The 18082-nt window shown below is 45.1% G+C and carries 17 protein-coding genes; 11 read left to right on the forward strand and 6 right to left on the reverse strand.

Going from position 1 to position 18082, the window contains the following annotated elements; genetic code table 11:
* Positions 1-74: 74 nt before the first annotated feature.
* The 7 genes from L0659_RS11675 to lepB (L0659_RS11705) all read left to right on the forward strand — a co-directional run bounded on the left by L0659_RS11675 (position 75) and on the right by lepB (L0659_RS11705) (position 6924).
* Positions 75-1097 (forward strand): SPASM domain-containing protein, encoded by a 1023-nt coding sequence (locus tag L0659_RS11675; RefSeq protein WP_235126174.1) that lies wholly within the window; start codon positions 75-77, stop codon positions 1095-1097.
* A gap of 165 nt (positions 1098-1262) precedes the next feature.
* Complete coding sequence (locus L0659_RS11680) at positions 1263-2060, forward strand: ParA family protein (RefSeq protein ID WP_235126175.1); 798 nt, start codon at positions 1263-1265, stop codon at positions 2058-2060.
* Positions 2061-2087: 27 nt separating this feature from the next.
* Entirely contained in the window at positions 2088-3002 is a 915-nt protein-coding gene (locus tag L0659_RS11685; RefSeq protein WP_235126853.1) for a ParB/RepB/Spo0J family partition protein, read from the forward strand.
* A 3-nt stretch (positions 3003-3005) separates the two neighbouring features.
* Positions 3006-3701, forward strand: coding sequence for a DUF5683 domain-containing protein (locus L0659_RS11690; RefSeq protein WP_235126176.1), 696 nt, complete (start codon positions 3006-3008; stop codon positions 3699-3701).
* 25 nt (positions 3702-3726) lie between these two features.
* The gene (gene dapB, locus L0659_RS11695) at positions 3727-4440 is read left to right on the forward strand and encodes a 4-hydroxy-tetrahydrodipicolinate reductase (protein WP_235126177.1); all 714 of its coding nucleotides are present in this window, start codon (positions 3727-3729) and stop codon (positions 4438-4440) included.
* 32 nt (positions 4441-4472) lie between these two features.
* Entirely contained in the window at positions 4473-5609 is a 1137-nt protein-coding gene (lepB, locus tag L0659_RS11700; RefSeq protein ID WP_235126179.1) for a signal peptidase I, read from the forward strand.
* Positions 5610-5745: 136 nt separating this feature from the next.
* Positions 5746-6924 (forward strand): signal peptidase I, encoded by a 1179-nt coding sequence (lepB, locus tag L0659_RS11705; RefSeq protein ID WP_235126855.1) that lies wholly within the window; start codon positions 5746-5748, stop codon positions 6922-6924.
* A gap of 52 nt (positions 6925-6976) precedes the next feature.
* On the opposite strand, the gene L0659_RS11710 is transcribed toward lepB (L0659_RS11705), so the two are convergent.
* Positions 6977-8800, reverse strand: a complete 1824-nt coding sequence (locus tag L0659_RS11710) for an alpha-amylase family glycosyl hydrolase (protein WP_235126180.1) — start codon at positions 8798-8800, stop codon at positions 6977-6979.
* An 84-nt stretch (positions 8801-8884) separates the two neighbouring features.
* Here L0659_RS11710 and dprA point away from each other — a divergent pair, with 84 nt between their 5' ends.
* Together dprA and L0659_RS11720 are read left to right on the forward strand one after the other, a co-directional pair.
* Positions 8885-10009 carry a DNA-processing protein DprA gene (gene dprA, locus L0659_RS11715; RefSeq protein ID WP_235126181.1) on the forward strand — a complete coding sequence of 375 codons (1125 nt, stop codon included), beginning with the start codon at positions 8885-8887 and terminating at the stop codon, positions 10007-10009.
* Entirely contained in the window at positions 10010-10642 is a 633-nt protein-coding gene (locus tag L0659_RS11720) for a helix-turn-helix domain-containing protein (protein ID WP_235126182.1), read from the forward strand.
* 63 nt (positions 10643-10705) lie between these two features.
* Here L0659_RS11720 and L0659_RS11725 read toward each other — a convergent pair whose 3' ends face one another.
* Both L0659_RS11725 and proS read right to left on the reverse strand, forming a co-directional pair.
* A complete protein-coding gene (locus tag L0659_RS11725; protein ID WP_235126183.1) occupies positions 10706-11134 on the reverse strand; it encodes a peptidylprolyl isomerase in 429 nt (142 codons plus the stop codon).
* A 72-nt stretch (positions 11135-11206) separates the two neighbouring features.
* The gene (proS, locus tag L0659_RS11730) at positions 11207-12682 is read right to left on the reverse strand and encodes a proline--tRNA ligase (protein WP_235126184.1); all 1476 of its coding nucleotides are present in this window, start codon (positions 12680-12682) and stop codon (positions 11207-11209) included.
* A gap of 187 nt (positions 12683-12869) precedes the next feature.
* Here proS and L0659_RS11735 point away from each other — a divergent pair, with 187 nt between their 5' ends.
* Both L0659_RS11735 and L0659_RS11740 read left to right on the forward strand, forming a co-directional pair.
* On the forward strand, positions 12870-14141 hold the full coding sequence (locus tag L0659_RS11735) for a hypothetical protein (protein ID WP_235126185.1): 1272 nt from the start codon (positions 12870-12872) through the stop codon (positions 14139-14141).
* Positions 14142-14255: 114 nt separating this feature from the next.
* Positions 14256-15809 carry a hypothetical protein gene (locus tag L0659_RS11740; RefSeq protein ID WP_235126186.1) on the forward strand — a complete coding sequence of 518 codons (1554 nt, stop codon included), beginning with the start codon at positions 14256-14258 and terminating at the stop codon, positions 15807-15809.
* A 72-nt stretch (positions 15810-15881) separates the two neighbouring features.
* Here the strand turns inward: L0659_RS11740 and L0659_RS11745 are convergent, their stop codons facing one another.
* Genes L0659_RS11745 through L0659_RS11755 form a run of 3 tightly spaced genes read right to left on the reverse strand, consistent with a single transcriptional unit; the run spans position 15882 to position 18067 of the window.
* A complete protein-coding gene (locus tag L0659_RS11745) occupies positions 15882-16385 on the reverse strand; it encodes a shikimate kinase (RefSeq protein ID WP_235126188.1) in 504 nt (167 codons plus the stop codon).
* A gap of 5 nt (positions 16386-16390) precedes the next feature.
* Positions 16391-17482 carry a BT_3928 family protein gene (locus L0659_RS11750; RefSeq protein WP_235126190.1) on the reverse strand — a complete coding sequence of 364 codons (1092 nt, stop codon included), beginning with the start codon at positions 17480-17482 and terminating at the stop codon, positions 16391-16393.
* Positions 17483-17521: 39 nt separating this feature from the next.
* Positions 17522-18067, reverse strand: coding sequence for a DUF1599 domain-containing protein (locus L0659_RS11755; protein WP_235126192.1), 546 nt, complete (start codon positions 18065-18067; stop codon positions 17522-17524).
* Positions 18068-18082: the final 15 nt, after the last annotated feature.

Consider the following 18082-nt stretch of genomic DNA (forward strand, 5'->3'; position numbering starts at 1 on the left):
TTACTGCCAGCGTATTTTTGAATTTCCTGATTAATAGGCGGCTAGCATCAGCGAATTGCCCAAAGCCACAGATAATGAATAAAAATTTTAAAGATGGCCTTAACCTGATGTCCAAGGTTACACCCAAAAGGGCCTGGAATGCCATCCAGATATTGAGCAGCTATTTTTATTCAAAAGCAACAGGTAACCCGGTCCATTGGGGCATGCCGATCGCCATTTCATTTGAGCCCACCACTTCCTGCAATTTACGTTGTCCCGAATGTCCCAGCGGCCTGCGCTCATTCACGCGCCCGACGGGGATGATGGAAGAGAAATTATACAAAAAGACCATTGACGAACTTGCCGATACATTATTATATCTGATTTTTTACTTCCAGGGAGAGCCTTATCTGCATCCCAAATTCTTTGAACTGGTTCAGTATGCGCATGATAAGGGCATTTACACAGCCACTTCAACCAATGCACATTATCTGACGGACGAAAAGGCAAAGAAAACAGTTGAGTCCGGTTTGGACCGTTTGATTATTTCCATTGACGGCACTACGCAGGACGTTTACCAGCAATATCGCATTGGCGGCAATCTGGAAAAGGTTCTGGAAGGAACGCGCAACATTATCAAATGGAAAAAAGAACTGAAATCGGCTACGCCGCATGTGATCTTCCAGTTTTTGGTGGTGAAACCCAATGAACATCAGATTGAGGATGTGAAGAAGTTGGCTGAGGAAATGGGCGTGGATGAAGTGGGCTTGAAAACGGCGCAGATCTATGATTACGAAGAAGGCTCGGATTTGATCCCGACCATTGAAAAATATTCCCGCTACGAAAAAGCCGAAACCGGGCGCTATTCTATCAAAAATAAATTTGTAGACCATTGCTGGAAAATGTGGCACTCCTGTGTCATCACCTGGGACGGTGCTGTGGTGCCTTGCTGTTTTGATAAAGACGCCGAATATCAGCTCGGTGATATGAAGCGGGAAACATTCCGTCAGCTTTGGAAAGGCAAAAAGTATAGCGACTTCCGGGCGTCATTGATCCGTTCCCGATCCGAGATCGAAATGTGCAAAAACTGCACTGAAGGAACCCAGGTCTGGGCGTGAAACACTTCAAAAAAAGGCATCGTTTTTATTTTTAATTAAATAATAATCTTAAATAAGTAACTGAATACTAGTCATTTAAATGATTTATTTAAAACTCCGTGGAACATTTTTTGGTGAATTGCCCCGAATAATAGAAATTTGACCTTGGGTAACTCAAATGAATACATGGGCAAAGTAATTGCAATTGCAAACCAAAAAGGAGGAGTAGGGAAAACGACAACTGCCATTAATCTTGCGGCAAGCCTCGCCGCGCTTGAATTCCGCACGCTGATCATCGATGCGGACCCACAGGCCAATTCAACTTCCGGGCTTGGTTTTAATCCGCAGGAGATGGAAAACAGCATTTACGAATGCATGGTGGAGCAGGCCAAAACGGCGGATATTATCCTGGAAACCGATTTCCCGAATTTAAATTTATTACCCTCACACATTGATCTCGTAGGCGCTGAAATAGAGATGATCAATCTCAAAAACCGCGAGCAGCGCATGAAAGATGCGATTGCCGAGATCCGTGACGACTACGACTTTATCATTATAGACTGTTCGCCCTCACTCGGGCTTATCACCATCAACAGCCTTACTGCGGCCGATTCGGTCATTATTCCGGTTCAATGTGAATATTTTGCATTAGAAGGACTTGGTAAGCTCTTGAATACCATCACCATTATCCAATCCAGGCTGAACACCGGGCTGATCATCGAAGGCATTTTGCTGACGATGTATGATTTGCGTTTGCGCTTGTCCAACCAGGTTGTGAATGAGGTGACCAGCCACTTTGAATCACTTGTTTTCAACACCATTATCCCTCGAAATGTACGTATCAGTGAGGCGCCAAGTTATGGAATTCCTGTTATGGCGCAGGATGCAGACAGTAAGGGAGCGGTGAGCTATTTAAATCTTGCCCGGGAAATTCTGAGTAAAAACGGTTTGCTATCTTCTGATAAACAGCTGGGTGTAAACTAAATAAATGGTTTGAATAGCGAGAAAGCAATGGAGAACAGCAAAGCGAAGAAAATGACAGGATTGGGGAGAGGCCTTGGAGCGCTTCTTCAGGATTCTGAAAAAGTAAATACGCACAGGACAAAAGAACGGCCGTCTTCCACAGATGTGGTCGGTTCGATGAGCGAGATAGATGTCAGCCAGATTGAGGCCAATCCTTACCAGCCCCGCACGAAATTTGACCAGGAATCATTGCAGGAACTTGCGGACTCCATTCGGGTTCAGGGCATTATCCAACCCATTACCGTAAGACAATTATCAGAAGACAGCTATCAGCTGATCTCCGGAGAAAGGCGTTTGCAGGCTTCCCGGTCCATTGGGATGACCGCAATCCCTGCTTATATAAGGACTGCAAATGACCAGCAAATGCTGGAAATGGCGCTGATCGAGAACATTCAGCGTGAAAATCTCAACTCCATTGAAATTGCGCTCAGCTATCAACGGCTGATTTTAGAATGTAATCTCAAACAGGAAGAATTGGGCGTCCGGGTTGGTAAAAATCGCACGACAGTCAACAACTATATAAGGTTACTGAAACTGCCGCCGGTAATCCAGGCTGCGCTTCGGGATAACCAGATTAGTATGGGACATGCCCGGGCTATTATTACCATTAACAGCGATCAGAGTCAATTAAAGATTTTTAACAAAATAATTGAAGAGGGCTGGTCGGTGCGAAAAGTGGAAGAGGAGGTCAGAAAGCTGGGAATGATGAGTAATATCTCGTTTGCGAGCAAAAAACAGGCAACAATTAATCAAGAAATTAAGTCGTTACAGTTTCAATTATCGTCCTTTTTCGGGGCAAAGGTTTCCGTGAAAAGTAATAATGACAACAAAGGGGAAATTAAAATTCCTTTCGGATCGCAGGACGAACTGAAAAAGATTCTGGAAACACTGAAATTTAAATAACAATTGAAAAACTGGTTTTGGCTTATCGTCATTGTGTTGTTTTCTGAGGAGGCCATAGCGCAACAAACAGCAAAGGATTCATTACAAAAGGGTCAAGTTCAGGTTATTCCGGCGGACAGCACCATTATTTCGGCAGTGGATTCTTTGACCGGTAAGAAAAAGGAGAAGAAGTTTTTCCCGGTTCCTAAAACGGCAACCAGACTTGCATTGATTCCGGGCGGCGGACAGATTTACAACCGGGATTACTGGAAACTTCCCATTGTTTACATTGCATTTGGAGGTGGGTTGTACGCATATTATCTCAACTCATTGAAATATCACGATTACCTGGATGCATACAGAAGTTTCTATGATTTGAATCCGGACAGTCCCAATTATGGAAATATAAAAGCGGGGCTCACGCCAGACTCAACGCGGACAATCAGGGTTCGCAATCTGTTGAATACAAATAGTGTTTACACGGTTACCAAAAGAGACCAGGCGGCAAGAGGGAAAAATTACTGGCGGCGTAACCGCGGGTTCGCTTTAATTGTATCCGGGTTGATTTATACGTTGTCTATTGTTGAAGCGAATGTTGCGGCACATTTAAAGACATTTGATCTGTCGGACGACCTGACATTGCGTGTTGAGCCAAAACTGAATCAGCCTGCCATGCTGACGCCTACACCCGGATTAAGGCTTGTTTTTAACTTAAAATAATAAGTACCGAATAAATTTACGCTTGATGAGGATTTTATTACTGGGTTATGGAAAGATGGGAAAGACGATTGAAAATATTGCCATTGAAAGAGGGCATTCGATCGTGGGTAAGATAGATGTCAATAACCGTTCGGAATTGGATGCATTGCAACCGGGCGACGTGGATGTTGCCATAGAATTCAGCGCCCCGGAAGCTGCCTATAACAATATTACAGAATGTTTGAAAAAAGGATGGCCTGTCGTAAGCGGCACAACCGGCTGGCTCGAACACCGCGCAGAAATTGAAAATCTTTGCGTACAACAGAACGGCGCTTTCTTTTATGCTTCCAATTACAGCATTGGTGTAAACCTTTTCTTCCGTCTCAGCCGCCAGCTAGCCCGGTTGATGAACGGCCACGGTTACCAGCAATCCATGACCGAAATTCACCACATTCACAAGCTGGATGCACCCAGCGGAACTGCTATCACACTTGCAGAAGGCATTTCAGACGAAATCGATAACCTTGAAGGCTGGAAACTAGCCCCTGAAAATGAGACCGGTTACCTGCAAATCATCTCGAAAAGAGAGGGAGAGGTTCCGGGAACGCACATTGTCCGTTACGAATCGGAGGTGGATACCATTGAAATTTCACATACCGCACATAGCCGCAAAGGTTTTGCCCTGGGCGCGGTCGTTTCCGCGGAATGGCTTCCGGGCAGAAACGGTGTTTTTAGCATGAATGACCTCCTGAAAATTTAAATACAAACTCTTAACTATCAATTGAATATAGCATGGCTATTAATAAAGAAATGACTTCCCGAACTGCTCACTCCGGCAAAAGAAAGTCGCCGGTCAGGGAATGGTTCGATTCCATACTTTTTGCTGTTGTTGCCGCAACCCTGATCCGCTGGTTGTTTTTCGAAGCATTTACGATCCCGACGCCTTCTATGGAAAACAGCCTTCTGGTAGGTGATTTCTTATTTGTTAGCAAGCTGCATTACGGCACCAGGACGCCCAAAACACCTCTGCAAGTGCCTCTGACGCATCAGACCATTTGGGGGACCAGCATTCCTTCTTATAGCGATGCCATTCAATTGCCTCAATATCGTTTGCCTGGTTTCAGTGAAGTGAAACGGGGGGATGTTGTCGTATTTAATTACCCGCCTGAGTTGCAGCATCCTGTTGATTTGAAAACTAATTACATTAAACGTTGCATGGGATTGCCGGGCGACAAGCTGGAAGTGAGGAACTTGCAAGTTTATGCCAATGGTACGGCAGTCGAAAATCCCGTTCGGATGGAGAATGAATATTTCGTAGCGACTACAACTTCCGTAAATGAGGAAAAAGTATTTAAAGAAAACGGCGTATCGGAATACAATGCTTATACTGAGAGCTTTAATGATACAATCCCATCCAACGATCAAATGGGTTACCTGGTTTTCACGACCGTTGAAATTGCTGCGAAACTGAAAACCTACGATTTTGTAAAAGGCATTACATTGGTTAAATCTTCAAAGGACATTAGTGAGCCGATGTTGTATCCTAATTCATCCCTTTTCAAATGGAATCGCGATAACTACGGCCCGATCACCGTTCCGAAGGAAGGTGTGACTGTCCAACTAACGCCGGAAAACATTGCCACTTACGGTCCGGTTATCAAAAATTACGAAGGACTTGAACTTGTTGAAGTGGATGAAAAATCTGTCAAGGTTGCTGGTAAAGCAATTACGAGTTATACATTCAAGCAGGATTATTATTTTATGATGGGTGATAACCGTCATAATTCGGCGGATTCACGCTATTGGGGCTTTGTGCCTATGGACCACATTGTAGGGAAAGCCGTTTTTGTATGGATGTCCATTGATCCAAGTCCAACGAGTTTCTTCAACAAGATCAGATGGAACCGGTTATTCCGGGTGATCAACTAAGCTGGCCAGGCATTATTTAAATTGATAAGGAGCGCAAACAGTGCTCCTTATTTTTTATATATAAATAAACATCATATCACTGTTCGTTTGGTATTAAGATAAACATTATATTGCTGGAAATTAATAAACCGGCATGATGTCTGTCACTTCTATTCTTAAAAAACCGCAAGAAGTTAAACCTAAAAAATCCGGGTTCCGGGAATGGCTGGATTCGGTGCTGTTTGCTGTAATCGCGGCTACATTGATCCGTTGGCTGTTTTTCAGCGCCTTTGTTATTCCCACACCTTCGATGGAGAATTCGCTTTTGGTAGGCGATTATTTGTTTGTTAGCAGGCTGCATTACGGCACTACAACGCCCGTTACGCCCTTGCAGGTGCCGCTTACGCATCAGACAATCTGGGGAACCAGCATTCCTTCCTATCTCGACTGGATACAGTTGCCGCAATACCGACTTCCGGGTTTCAGTGATGTCAAACGCGGCGATGTAGTCGTGTTCAACCTGCCAGTCGAACATCCCAATGCTTACAATAAATATGGTTCAGTCTTGCCCGATCTGCATCCGCACCCACTGGATCTCCGTTCAAATTATATCAAAAGATGTGTGGCCGTTGCTGGCGATAAGCTTGAAGTTCGGGCCGGGCAGGTGTTTGTGAATGGGGTGGAGCAAAAAAATCCGCCGCGTATGCAGAGTGAGTATTTTGTTTCTACCACGACGTCCGTGAACGAGCAGAATGTGTTTCATAAAAACGGCATCACAGATTTTGCACAATTCACAGAGACCTTTAACGACACAATTGCTGCCAATGACGAGTCGGGCTATATCATCAAAACAACCAGCGCGCTTGTTGACAGAATAAAGGGTTTTGATTTTGTAAAGAGAATTGAGCCCGTTCTGACCAGCAAGGGTTTAAAGGATCCCTATCTGTTTCCTGCGTCTGATGCATTGTATTGGAACAAGGATAATTACGGGCCGATCAATGTTCCGAAAGAAGGCGTTACCATCACTCTTACGGCGGCAAACATTGCGCTTTACGGTGAGGTTATCCAAAATTATGAGGGCAATGACAACATTGAAATGAAGGATGGAAAGATCCTGCAAGACGGCAAGGTGCTTACGAGCTACACATTTCGCCAGGATTATTATTTCATGATGGGCGATAACCGCCACAACTCGGCCGATTCAAGATATTGGGGGTTTGTGCCCAAAGACCACATTGTAGGGAAAGCAGTTTTTGTATGGATGTCGCTGGATCCTGATCCGGTCAGTTTTTTGAATAAAATTCGGTGGGACAGGATTTTCAGGATTATTGAATAGCAAAAAAGACCGGTGATGAGCCGGTCTTTTTGCTATTATCATAGGTCTGTTTTTAATCTTCCTGGGAGAATACAAGCACTGAATAGGGCGGGATTTGCAATGTGGCATAAGCCTGCAAACCGTCAAATTCACCATCCATTGTTTCAATGTCAAATACGCCCAAATGTGAGAATTCCGGATCATATTGTTCATTGTCGCTGTTGAATCTCAGGTTCCATTTGCCGGCTCTTGGAAAACCGACTTTATAGTCATGGAATGTTTCAATTGAAAAGTTCAATACCACAATAACGCTGTCTTTTGGCCCGCCCTCACTCCAACGATGCATCACGATCACTTTCTTGTCTTTGTCAGCCCGAATGATCTCGACATTCTGGCCTTGCAACCCTTTTGTCACACCGAACCAGTTCCGACGCATATGGATCATATCACGGTGTAAAGTCGCGAATCCACTGAATTTTTCCAGTCTTGACCAGTCAATCGGGTCACTGTCGGAAAACCATTTATCTTCTAGCAATGGTTGTCCCTGAAATACCATTGGAATGCCTGGTGAAGTAAGTACCAGCGCAACACCCAGGGCAGCGCGTTTTTTGGAATACCAATTATTTACATCGCCATCCGCAATCTCTTCGGCCACACGCGCCTGACCATTGGCCACTTCGTCATGTGATTCTGTATAAATAATGCGTTGAAATGAATCTTCATTATAACGATGTGTAATCGCTTCAACAACATCCTCCATATTGCGATCCTGGTCATTGGCTGTGATAATGGCCTCACGGATCGAATGAACGAACCGGGCATCCCACTGAGAACCATAGCCCAGGCCTCCATCTTCAACCGAGTCGGTAATGAAATCCAGGGAATGCATATCTTCTGCAATAGTAATGCAGTTTGGATAGCAGTCGCGGATGTCTTTATTGATCCATTGCATTAATGAAATTCCTTCCGGAATGTCGTTTCCAGGGTTGCCGTCTGCCTTTACATTGCGGATGTATGGGACCATGTCCATTCTCAGCCCGTCTACATGATAATCACGAAGCCACATTAGCGCGTTATCATGAATATACTGCCTTACTTCCCCGCGGCCATAATCCGGGCGTGTGCTTCCCCAGGGCGTTTCTGCGCGCCAGTCGTTGTAGAAGTAAATGCCGCCGCCGTCGTTCTCATGCCAGCCGTCAAATTGCCAGATATCGAGGTCGGAAGGGCCAAAATGGTTGTAAACTACATCCAGGATGACTCCGATACCAGCCTCATGCGCTGCTTTTACAAATGCTTTCAAGCCGTCGGGGCCGCCGTAGTCGGATTCTATCGCAAAAGGACTTGCGGGATTATATCCCCATGAGCGTGATCCGGGAAACTCAGAACAGGGCATTAATTCAACAGCGTTGAAGCCCATTTCTTTTAGATAAGGTAACTTTTCAATGGCGGTGTATAATGTGCCGACTTGCCCTTCTTCCTTAACATTAAAAGTGCCTACGTGCAGCTCATAAATAACCAGTTCATGCCAGCTCGGAATTTGGAAACCAACGTCCTGCCAATCGAAGCTTGCGTGATTGTAAACCACGCAGTTTCCTGCAGAGTTGGTCACTTTCAATGCATAGGGATCATTTCTGTGCAGAACTCCGGATGGTGTTTTTAATAAAAATTTATACTCATCACCTTCTTTTGAATTTTCAATTAACGCGCCCCAATGCCCATTTTCTTCCGGTGAAAGGGGATTTGCGTCTTCCTTCCAGTCATTAAAACTTCCAATTACACTAACACTTTCTGCATGTGGTGCCCATACTCTGTAATATACTCCTTCGGGGTGGCAGATCGCACCCATTCCTTCAAAACTCTGAACCGGTTCTGTTTCAGCCGTCTGTAAATTATCCATATTCCCTTTAAGGATTATTGTTATTTTTGATTTATATTCATTACGTATATTGGCAAATCGCATGCCACTTTAAAACACACTATCATGTCGGAATTAACAGAGAACGAAAAGATCTGTACGCTTGCGCTTATACACACCCCAGGAGTCGGCGCTGTCACCATCAGACAACTCATCAGCCATTGCGGAGGCGCAGATAAAGTTTTCCGTGCCGATTACCGGAAGCTCATCCACATTCCCGGCGTAGGCGAAAGAGTAGCCAGGGCTATATTGAACAGGGAATCGCTTGAAATGGCCGAAAAGGAATTCCGCAACTGCAGCAACACCGCAACCAATCTCCACTTTTTTACAGACCCGGCTTATCCGGCCAGACTGAAATCACTATACGATTCACCTATCGTCCTTTACTCGCGAGGGAAATTCGACTTTAATATGGGCCGGACAGTAGGTATTGTTGGGACACGGCAGGTGAGTGAATATGGTAAATCGGTGACAGAGACAATTATCAAGGAGCTCGAAACTTATCATGTGCTGGTAGTAAGCGGGCTGGCATTTGGTGTCGACATTACGGCGCACCGCGCTTGTTTAAAGCATAATATGCCAACCATTGGTGTGATGGCCAGCGGCCTGGACGTTATCTATCCGTTTTCCCACAAAAAAACTGCATTCGAAATGCAGGAAAACGGCGGCCTGGTTACAGAAAATGCGCTGGCTACCAAACCTGATTTTATGAGATTTCCGGCGCGTAACCGAATCATTGCAGGGCTGAGTGATGTTACTATTGTTGTAGAGTCGGCGCGGAAAGGCGGCAGCCTGATCACAGTTGAGTTTGCTCAGAATTACCACAGGGATGTTTATGCGGTGCCTGGAATGCTGGGCAGCGTGCATTCGGAAGGCTGTAACTTTTTGATTCGGGACAACAAAGCCTCCATTTTTACCTCTGTTGAAGATATGGCGGCGGCGATGGGCTGGGAACAAAGCGGAAGTGACCCTAAACCAGTCCGCCCGATCCAGATGCAGACGAGCTTTGAAGGATTTACGCAGGATGAAGGCCAGATATTGGCTTTGCTGAAACAAAAAGGCGTCATGCAAGTGGATGAACTTTCGTGGCAGGCTGGGATGCACTTGAACAAGCTTGCGGCATTGCTGCTTAACCTGGAATTTCAGGGAATGGTGCGGTCGTTGCCGGGGAAAAAATATGGATTAATTTAAATGCAGGAAAAAAGCATTATTCAAATCATCAAAGAAGGGGAGGGGCTTACGACCGAATTCAAAAGGACGATTGACAGCCCTTTTAAAATTGCCAAAACCATTGTCTCGTTTGCGAACACCTCGGGTGGCAGCCTGCTGATCGGCATTTCCGACGCGGGCAGCATTATAGGCGTTTCGTCGGAGCTGGCGGAACTGAAAAAACTCGAAACCGCAACAAGCAAGTTGATTGAACCCGTGCTGACGGTGAAAATCAAGTCGGTCTTATTGGATGGGTTGAAAGTGATGCAAATTGACATTGACGAAAGTCCTGATAAGCCGCATTATGCTGTGAATGAAAAGGATATGAGGATCATTTACATTCGCATGAAAGACAAAAGCATCCCGATCCCAAAACTTCTGATGCAAGGGGAAACGGACGCAGACCTTGAAAAGCTGCTGGCATCCCGGCATGTAAAAACACTGATCACCTACCTGAGGGAACAGGATTCAGTAACAGCCAAAGTTTTTTCAAGAATCATCAATATCTCCGAAAAACGAGCCGAAAGAATGCTGCATGATCTGGCAGAGAAACAGGTGCTGCTTAAACTTAACAGGCATAAGCCCGAAGCATTCAGTTTAAAATGGGCAAAATAAAAGCAGAAAGCCAAACACATTCGTTCGACTTTCTGCTCTAAAAAATTCTAAACTTTAAACTCCTTAGTTAATCCCGACAAGTTCCAGCTCAAAGATCAGGTCCTGACCTGCCAGTGGGTGATTTGCGTCCAGGATTACATATTGTTCTGTAACTTCTTTTACAACAACAGGAACAACCTGTCCGCCGTCCTGGTGCATATTAAGCGTTCCGCCAACTTCCAGGGGAATATCAGCCGGAATCTGTGAGCGTTCGAAATTGATGACCATATCCTCGTTCACAGGGCCATAAGCTTCTGCGTTAGGAATGTGGATGGTCTTTTTATCGCCGATTTCCATGCCTGTAACACCGTCATCAAAACCTTTGATAACCTGACCGCTTCCCAGCTTGAAATTAAGGGGATCGCGTCCTTCCGAAGAATCAAAAAGTTGTCCGTCTGTCAAAGTCCCTTTGTAATGGACCTGTACATTGTCACCTGCCTGCGCCTGCTTCATCTTGTAAATCTTAAATGGTTAAAAATGCCTTACTAACAGCGGAATAATTGACTGCTTTCGGATTGAATAAAATTAATATGCCCGGGCGAAAACCACTCTTCCCTCCGAAGGCTTTCCTGAGTAAATACAAATGCCCGACTCCTTCACCTGATCCAATGGAATGCAGCGAATGGTGGCTTTTGTTTCTTCTTTGATCTTTTCCTCAGTTTCTGATGTGCCGTCCCAGTGTGCGAGGATAAACCCGCCTTTGGAATCAAGCACTTTATTAAACTCTTCGAAGGAATCTACCTTCGTTGTATTTTCTTCTCGGAATGCCAGCGCTTTGTCGTAAATGGCCTCCTGGATATTATTCAGCAATGTTTGGATAAACTCGGCGATGCCTTCCAATGAAACCGTCTCCTTCGTTTTCGTATCCCTGCGTGCAACCTCCACCGTTCCGTTTTCAAGGTCGCGAGCGCCCATAGCAAGACGAACCGGAACGCCTTTCAGTTCATATTCGGCAAATTTATAACCAGGTTTGTAGGCATCATTGTTGTCAAATTTCACACTGATCCCCAGTTTTTTAAGTGCCTTTGAAATTTCGCCTGCTTTTTCTGAAATTAAATTCAGTTGTTCTTCATTCTTATAAATCGGAACGATGACCACCTGGATAGGCGCCAGTTTAGGAGGCAAAACCAATCCGGCGTCATCTGAATGTGCCATGATCAATGCGCCCATTAAACGCGTGCTTACACCCCAGGAAGTTCCCCAGACATATTCCAGTTTACCGTCCTTATCCTGGAATTTCACATCAAATGCAGTCGCGAAATTCTGTCCTAAAAAGTGTGAAGTTCCGGCTTGCAATGCTTTTCCGTCCTGCATTAATGCTTCAATGCAATACGTGTTCACTGCGCCTGCAAATCTTTCATTGGCTGTTTTAACGCCTTTTACAACCGGAAGCGCCATCCATTCCTCGGCAAATTGTGCGTAGATATCCAGCATTTGTTCGGTTTCAGCGATGGCCTCGGTGGAGGTTGCATGCGCTGTATGTCCTTCCTGCCAGAGAAATTCCGCAGTTCGTAAAAACAGCCGCGTACGCATTTCCCAGCGCACCACATTCGCCCACTGGTTAATCAGCAAAGGAAGGTCGCGGTAGGACTGGATCCAGTTCTTATAAGTGCTCCAAATGACCGTTTCCGAGGTCGGACGAACGATCAGTTCTTCTTCCAGTTTCGCATCAGGATCTACGATCACTCCTTTTCCGTTGGGGTCATTTTTGAGTCGGTAATGCGTCACAACAGCGCATTCCTTGGCGAAGCCTTCCACGTGGGAAGCTTCTTTACTCAGATACGATTTGGGTATAAAAAGCGGGAAATAAGCATTGGAATGGCCTGTTTCCTTAAACATATCATCCAATGCACGCTGCATTTTTTCCCAGATCGAATAACCATACGGTTTGATCACCATACAGCCTCTCACCGCGGAATTTTCGGCCAGGTCGGCCCTTTTTACTAACTCATTGTACCATTCGGAGTAATTTTCACTACGGGTTGGTAAGGCTTTACTCATTATTAGGATTATTTGATAAATGAAAAGGAGTATATCGTTATGCTCACCCTGTTTTTTCAAGAGTTGCAAAGATAGTTTTTTATGTTAACTTTGGAATTAATGTATTGTAACGGACGTTTACTTAGTGATTAGGAACGGATTTTTATATATATTAGCAACAAACTTTTAATCCTTAAAAGCCATGACGATGATCAATAAAGCAAAATATCTTTCTTTGCTAGTGTTGCTGGGAGCTTGGGGATGTACCACAAATCAATATGTTTCACGATCAGGCGGTTATGATGACCTCTACGGCAATAACACCGGCCCTGGCATAGTGAGAGGAGACCAGGGTGCAGATCAAGATATTTCCCGCTCAGACAATCCCGACTATGCCTACACAGGCAATGCGGATGAGGGAACAAGTGACTATTACGACGAATCTTATTTGTCCTCACGAAGTGTAAACCGTGCTTTGTCGCCGGATCCGGGTTATAATGCCGGATTTGCTGACGGTTACGATCGCGGCGCGTCCCGGTTTGCTAATCCTTACGGTTTTGGAGGCTTGGGTTCTTACTGGCCAGGTAGCATGATGAGTGTTGGTTTCCAATTAGGATACGGCAGGATTCGTCCTTACATGGGCTTGGGAATGGGATACGGAATGGGTTCAATGATGGGGTATGGTTATTCGCCCTGGGGGATGAACAGCATGTACGGATTCGGCTATGATCCATTCGGATACAACGGGTTCGGTTATTCTCCATGGGGATATAACAGCATGTATGGTTACGGTTACGACAGTTTCTACGGCGGTGGCTATGGTTATAATCCATGGGCTTACAGCCGTCCGGTGGTTGTGGTTAACAATTATGAAAGCAGAGGTTTAACCAGGACAGCGGGTCCGCGTGTTGTTGCGGGAACGAGTTCAAGAGGCAATAGCCGCTCGAATGGTAGCGGAAATTACGTTGTATCTCCACGCAATACATCAGGCAACAGATCTGGCAGAAGTGCAGCAAACAGCACGATTTCAGCGAACGACACTTACGTTTCTCCACGCTCTTCAAGATCTGGTAACAGAACAGGCGTTGCGGACGCAGGTGGCAGAACGGCAGCCGGATCATCTTACAACAGCAGCAGAGGATCAAGCGAAGGCAATAATGTATATTACTCTCGTCCACGTGCAAGCACCGGAAGCAATTATTCTTCTGATGGCGTGAACACAAGAAGTTACAATACATCGCCAAGGTCTTCGAGAGGTTCAGGAAGCAGTTCTTACACTGCGCCTACCAGAAGCCAGTCAGACTATACAGCTCCGTCGAGAAATTATTCAACACCGAGCAGAAGTGAGTCTTATACAGCTCCTCAGAGAACATACAGCCAGCCAAGTTATAGTGCGCCATCCAGAAGTTACAGCGCGCCTGCAAGCAGCGGCGGCGGTGGTGGCGGGGCAACTCGTTCTTCTTCAAGAGGACCAAGATAATTGCTTCTATAATTGCGCTTAAAATGAATTTCAAACCCTGCAAGATGTCATAATTTTGCAGGGTTTTCGTTTACTTAGTATTTGAAATAACCGTCGCATTTCTTTATTTGAAACATGACTAAACCACTTCTTTGGAGCGCTGCGTTCTGTGCTCTTTTAACTTCCTCAACAACCTACGCGCAATACGCGACCGACGCTTTGCGATATTCAGAAAGTGATCAGACCGGATCGGCGCGGTTTCAGGCATTAGGCGGCAACCACGCTGCACTAGGCGGTGATCCCAGTGCGATTCATGGTAACCCTGCCGGGTTAGGATTTTATAACAGGTCCGAATTTACATTCAGTCCGGGAATTACGCCTACGAATACGAAAACGAGCTATCTGGGTGATAACAACTCTGCAAACAAAGGGAATCTTAACATTGCACAGGCTTCGCTGGTCATAGCCAGCCAGCCCGGGTTCCAGCGCAAATGGAAACGCTCTTCAATAGGGATTTCGTTTTCGCGGCAACAGTCATTCCGTGATCATTACACATTCTCGGGTCCGAATGACAAAAGTGCATTTGTAGATAAAGTCATTCAGGATGCCAACTTCGACGGTGTTTCTGTCGAACAGCTTGATGCAGATTTTGAAGCCGCTCCTGCCAATGGAGGACCGATGGCTTACTCCTTGCCAGCAGCTTATTACAGGATGTATCTCATCAACCCATCCTCAGCAGCCGGCCCTCCTTACAGCGCACTCGATAAAAACAGCGTCGTGGATCAGTTTGGAACTTATACCTCAACAGGTGCAAATACACAATGGACCATTGCCTACGCTGGAAACTACAACGACAAATTATACATTGGCGCCAATTTCGGTTTTAGCAGATTGAGATACACGTACGACCGCACATTACGGGACAGCTATGTGAACAGCCCGGAACTGATCTATACCCAGCAAAATGAGGCACTAACAGTTAGCGGCAATGGGATCAACTTTGCATTAGGAGCTATTTATAAGGTTAATCCAATTTTTCAATTGGGAGGCGTCATTACCAGTCCGACATTCAGCTCTATCAAAGAAACATTTACGCAGAATGTTAACGCTGAGTTCGTGGATGATCTGGTAACCGGTCCGGATGGAACATTGATCCAGCCACCATATTTGACCCTGCCGATTGCCCCTAACGATTTTGTGTATTCACTCAGAAGTCCGTTGAAAGCCAATGTTGGCGCGACGTTCTTTGTGCGTGACAGAGGTTTTATAACCGGTTCGGTCGAGTATCAGGATTACAGCATCATGAGTGTTCGTACCAATTACCTGAGCAGCAGCGACAACTCTGCCTTCAAGTCAAATACAAAAGCGGAAATCAATGACACATTCCATAGCTCCTATAATTTCAGGTTAGGCGGGGAGTTCCGGGCGAATCTGTTCCGTGCAAGGCTTGGGGCTGCTTACATTGGCGATCCTTATAAGGAGAATGTTGGTTTTAAAAGAGATAAGTTGCTTTTCTCGGCAGGGGTGGGCATCCGGAAAGACAGGTTTTTTGCAGACCTGAGCGGGACGATGAGCACATTCAAATCAATTTACACACCTTATGTTTTAAACAACCCTGCGAATTATGCATCTGTCGAAGTGACGCATAAGCCGGTTAATGTGGTGATGACATTCGGCGTGAATTTTTAAGAAGCATATTAATGCCAATGAAAATGCCCTCAATCAGCGAACCGCTTTTGAGGGCATTTTTATTAGCAGCTCTTACAATAACGGGTGCAGCATTTCAAGCAAATGATTGGCTTCAACTTCGCCCTTTATGACAATGTCGGCTTGCGAATAATAAGGTAAGCGCTCATTGATTTTGCTCTGTAATGTTTCTTCAAGTGACGGCGCTCCCGAGAGGATCGGCCGGTCGTCCTTACCGTGGCTGCGAATCCGTTTGGCAAGATTCGCGGCGGGAACGTCCAAAAATACGCTGATCCCCATTGTTTTAATAAATGCCATATTATCATGAAAACAAGGTGTGCCACCGCCCGATGCAAGCACAATGCCTTGCTGAGAGGACTGTTCTTTCAACAGTCTACTTTCTACTTCGCGGAAATAGGGCTCACCTTTATGCGCAAACAATGCAGGAATGTCGCTTTGCTGATCTTTTTCAATCAATTTATCCAAATCAACAAACTTGTAATTAAGAAGCCTTGCCAGTTTTTTACCCAATGTTGATTTGCCGGACGACATCATACCGACCAAGATGACGTTCTTCATGCTCATTATTTTACCAATTCAATTACTTCCGCTGCTTCCGGCGTGTCATTATAATGCCATTTTCCCTTTACAACGCCATCTTTCAAAAGCCATAAACCCGGATTTGACCTGGAAATCGTTTTTAAAACCGTCGCATCCACGTAATAGTAAGGTGCATTGAGCTGGTGTGCTGAAAGGAATTTAACAATCTCTTCGCTATTCCCTGAAGTTAGGATAATGGGTTCAACGCCCTTTGTTCTAACGCTGTTAATGAGCTTGTTAATGTCTGGTAACGCAGCCGTATTAATGTCGGTGAGGTTCTTAATGATCAGGAAAAGCTTTGTGCCTTTGAATGTTTCCTCCGTATAATCGCCCGCGTCGTTCCAGACTTTGTAATCCGTGATTTTTGGTTTGGCATCTTCATTCAGCACCACCATTTCTTTGAAAACCAATGTGGTATCACTGGGATATTTTTCAAACTCCACTTCTTTTCCACCTTTATCAAAAATATACAGATAGCGCAACGGCTCGGAAGGTTTAAGCTGCGCAGGAATGCTGGCCCCAACGCGGTAAGGCAGCAAATCCAGGATCGGCAAATGTCTTAATGCGTAAACGGCAATGCCCAGTGAAGCAACGGTTGAAATAACAACGATAATGCCGGTGGGCAGCGCTTTGAATTTCTTTCGGTAAAAAACGATGATCAGGATCAATGCGAGCAGGAAAATGTCCTTTCCAAAAGAAGTCCAGGGCGTAAGTTTAATCGCCGCCCCAAAGCAGCCGCAGTCCGTAACCTTATTGAAATAAGCAGAATAGAATGTCAGAAATGTAAAGAAAACAATGATCAGCAGCAGTGACCAGGCTATGGTCCTGGGTTTATAACCGACCAACAATGCGATGCCCAAAACCACTTCGGCCGTACACAAAAATACGGAAAAGTAAAGCGCCAGCGGGACAAGCGCCATAAAGAAGTCGTGAAACTGGGGCAGGTCCATGGCAAAGACTTCGAAATACTCTTCCAGTTTGTATTGCGTTCCAACGGGATCGTTCAGTTTGATCAGACCGGAAAAAATGAAGAGTAAGCCAACAATGACGCGTGAGATCTGAGCAAGGATTTTCATTTCAAAAATTTTAGGAATGCCAGTGACGACGATATTGGATCAATTGGTTTGCAAGGAATTGGATTTGATCAAACAAAAAACAGAATAATTGATAATGTCCTGATATCCAGCCTTTACGCCCTCAGAAACAAGGGTCAATCCTTGATTATCTTCGATTTGTTTGATCCTTAATAACTTCATGAGGATGATGTCCGTCATAGAACTAACACGCATATCGCGCCAGGCTTCACCATAATCATGATTTTTATTAAACAGCAATTCCTTTACTTCGTTCACTTGCTGATTGTATAATGTCGTCAGTTCGGCGTCATTGATTTCCTGCTTCTGCTCAATAGAGGCGATCTGGATCAATGCCATTACGCAGTAATTGATGATGCCGATGAATTCCGAGGAAACATCTTCATCCACTTTTTGCATGCCTTTTTCCTGAATGGTCCGGATGCGCTGCGCTTTGATGAATATCTGGTCGGTAAGGGAAGGGATGCGTAAAATGCGCCACGACGTCCCGTAATCTTTATTTTTTTTTGCGAAAAGATCTTGGCAATACTGAATGATTTCCTGATATTCCGATTCTGTGGATTTCACTGCGTAAAATTGGTT

The organism is Dyadobacter sp. CY347 (assembly GCF_021502655.1).
Classification (GTDB): domain Bacteria; phylum Bacteroidota; class Bacteroidia; order Cytophagales; family Spirosomataceae; genus Dyadobacter.

What these genes read in the sequence shown, in the direction of transcription:
- L0659_RS11675 (WP_235126174.1), top strand. Translation starts at nt 75, where the DNA reads ATGAATAAAAATTTTAAAGATGGCCTTAACCTGATGTCCAAGGTTACA.
- L0659_RS11680 (WP_235126175.1), top strand. Translation starts at nt 1,263, where the DNA reads ATGGGCAAAGTAATTGCAATTGCAAACCAAAAAGGAGGAGTAGGGAAA.
- L0659_RS11685 (WP_235126853.1), top strand. Translation starts at nt 2,088, where the DNA reads ATGGAGAACAGCAAAGCGAAGAAAATGACAGGATTGGGGAGAGGCCTT.
- dapB (WP_235126177.1), top strand. Translation starts at nt 3,727, where the DNA reads ATGAGGATTTTATTACTGGGTTATGGAAAGATGGGAAAGACGATTGAA.
- lepB (WP_235126179.1), top strand. Translation starts at nt 4,473, where the DNA reads ATGGCTATTAATAAAGAAATGACTTCCCGAACTGCTCACTCCGGCAAA.
- lepB (WP_235126855.1), top strand. Translation starts at nt 5,746, where the DNA reads ATGTCTGTCACTTCTATTCTTAAAAAACCGCAAGAAGTTAAACCTAAA.
- L0659_RS11710 (WP_235126180.1), bottom strand. Translation starts at nt 8,800, where the DNA reads ATGGATAATTTACAGACGGCTGAAACAGAACCGGTTCAGAGTTTTGAA.
- dprA (WP_235126181.1), top strand. Translation starts at nt 8,885, where the DNA reads ATGTCGGAATTAACAGAGAACGAAAAGATCTGTACGCTTGCGCTTATA.
- L0659_RS11720 (WP_235126182.1), top strand. Translation starts at nt 10,010, where the DNA reads ATGCAGGAAAAAAGCATTATTCAAATCATCAAAGAAGGGGAGGGGCTT.
- L0659_RS11725 (WP_235126183.1), bottom strand. Translation starts at nt 11,134, where the DNA reads ATGAAGCAGGCGCAGGCAGGTGACAATGTACAGGTCCATTACAAAGGG.
- proS (WP_235126184.1), bottom strand. Translation starts at nt 12,682, where the DNA reads ATGAGTAAAGCCTTACCAACCCGTAGTGAAAATTACTCCGAATGGTAC.
- L0659_RS11735 (WP_235126185.1), top strand. Translation starts at nt 12,870, where the DNA reads ATGATCAATAAAGCAAAATATCTTTCTTTGCTAGTGTTGCTGGGAGCT.
- L0659_RS11740 (WP_235126186.1), top strand. Translation starts at nt 14,256, where the DNA reads ATGACTAAACCACTTCTTTGGAGCGCTGCGTTCTGTGCTCTTTTAACT.
- L0659_RS11745 (WP_235126188.1), bottom strand. Translation starts at nt 16,385, where the DNA reads ATGAAGAACGTCATCTTGGTCGGTATGATGTCGTCCGGCAAATCAACA.
- L0659_RS11750 (WP_235126190.1), bottom strand. Translation starts at nt 17,482, where the DNA reads ATGAAAATCCTTGCTCAGATCTCACGCGTCATTGTTGGCTTACTCTTC.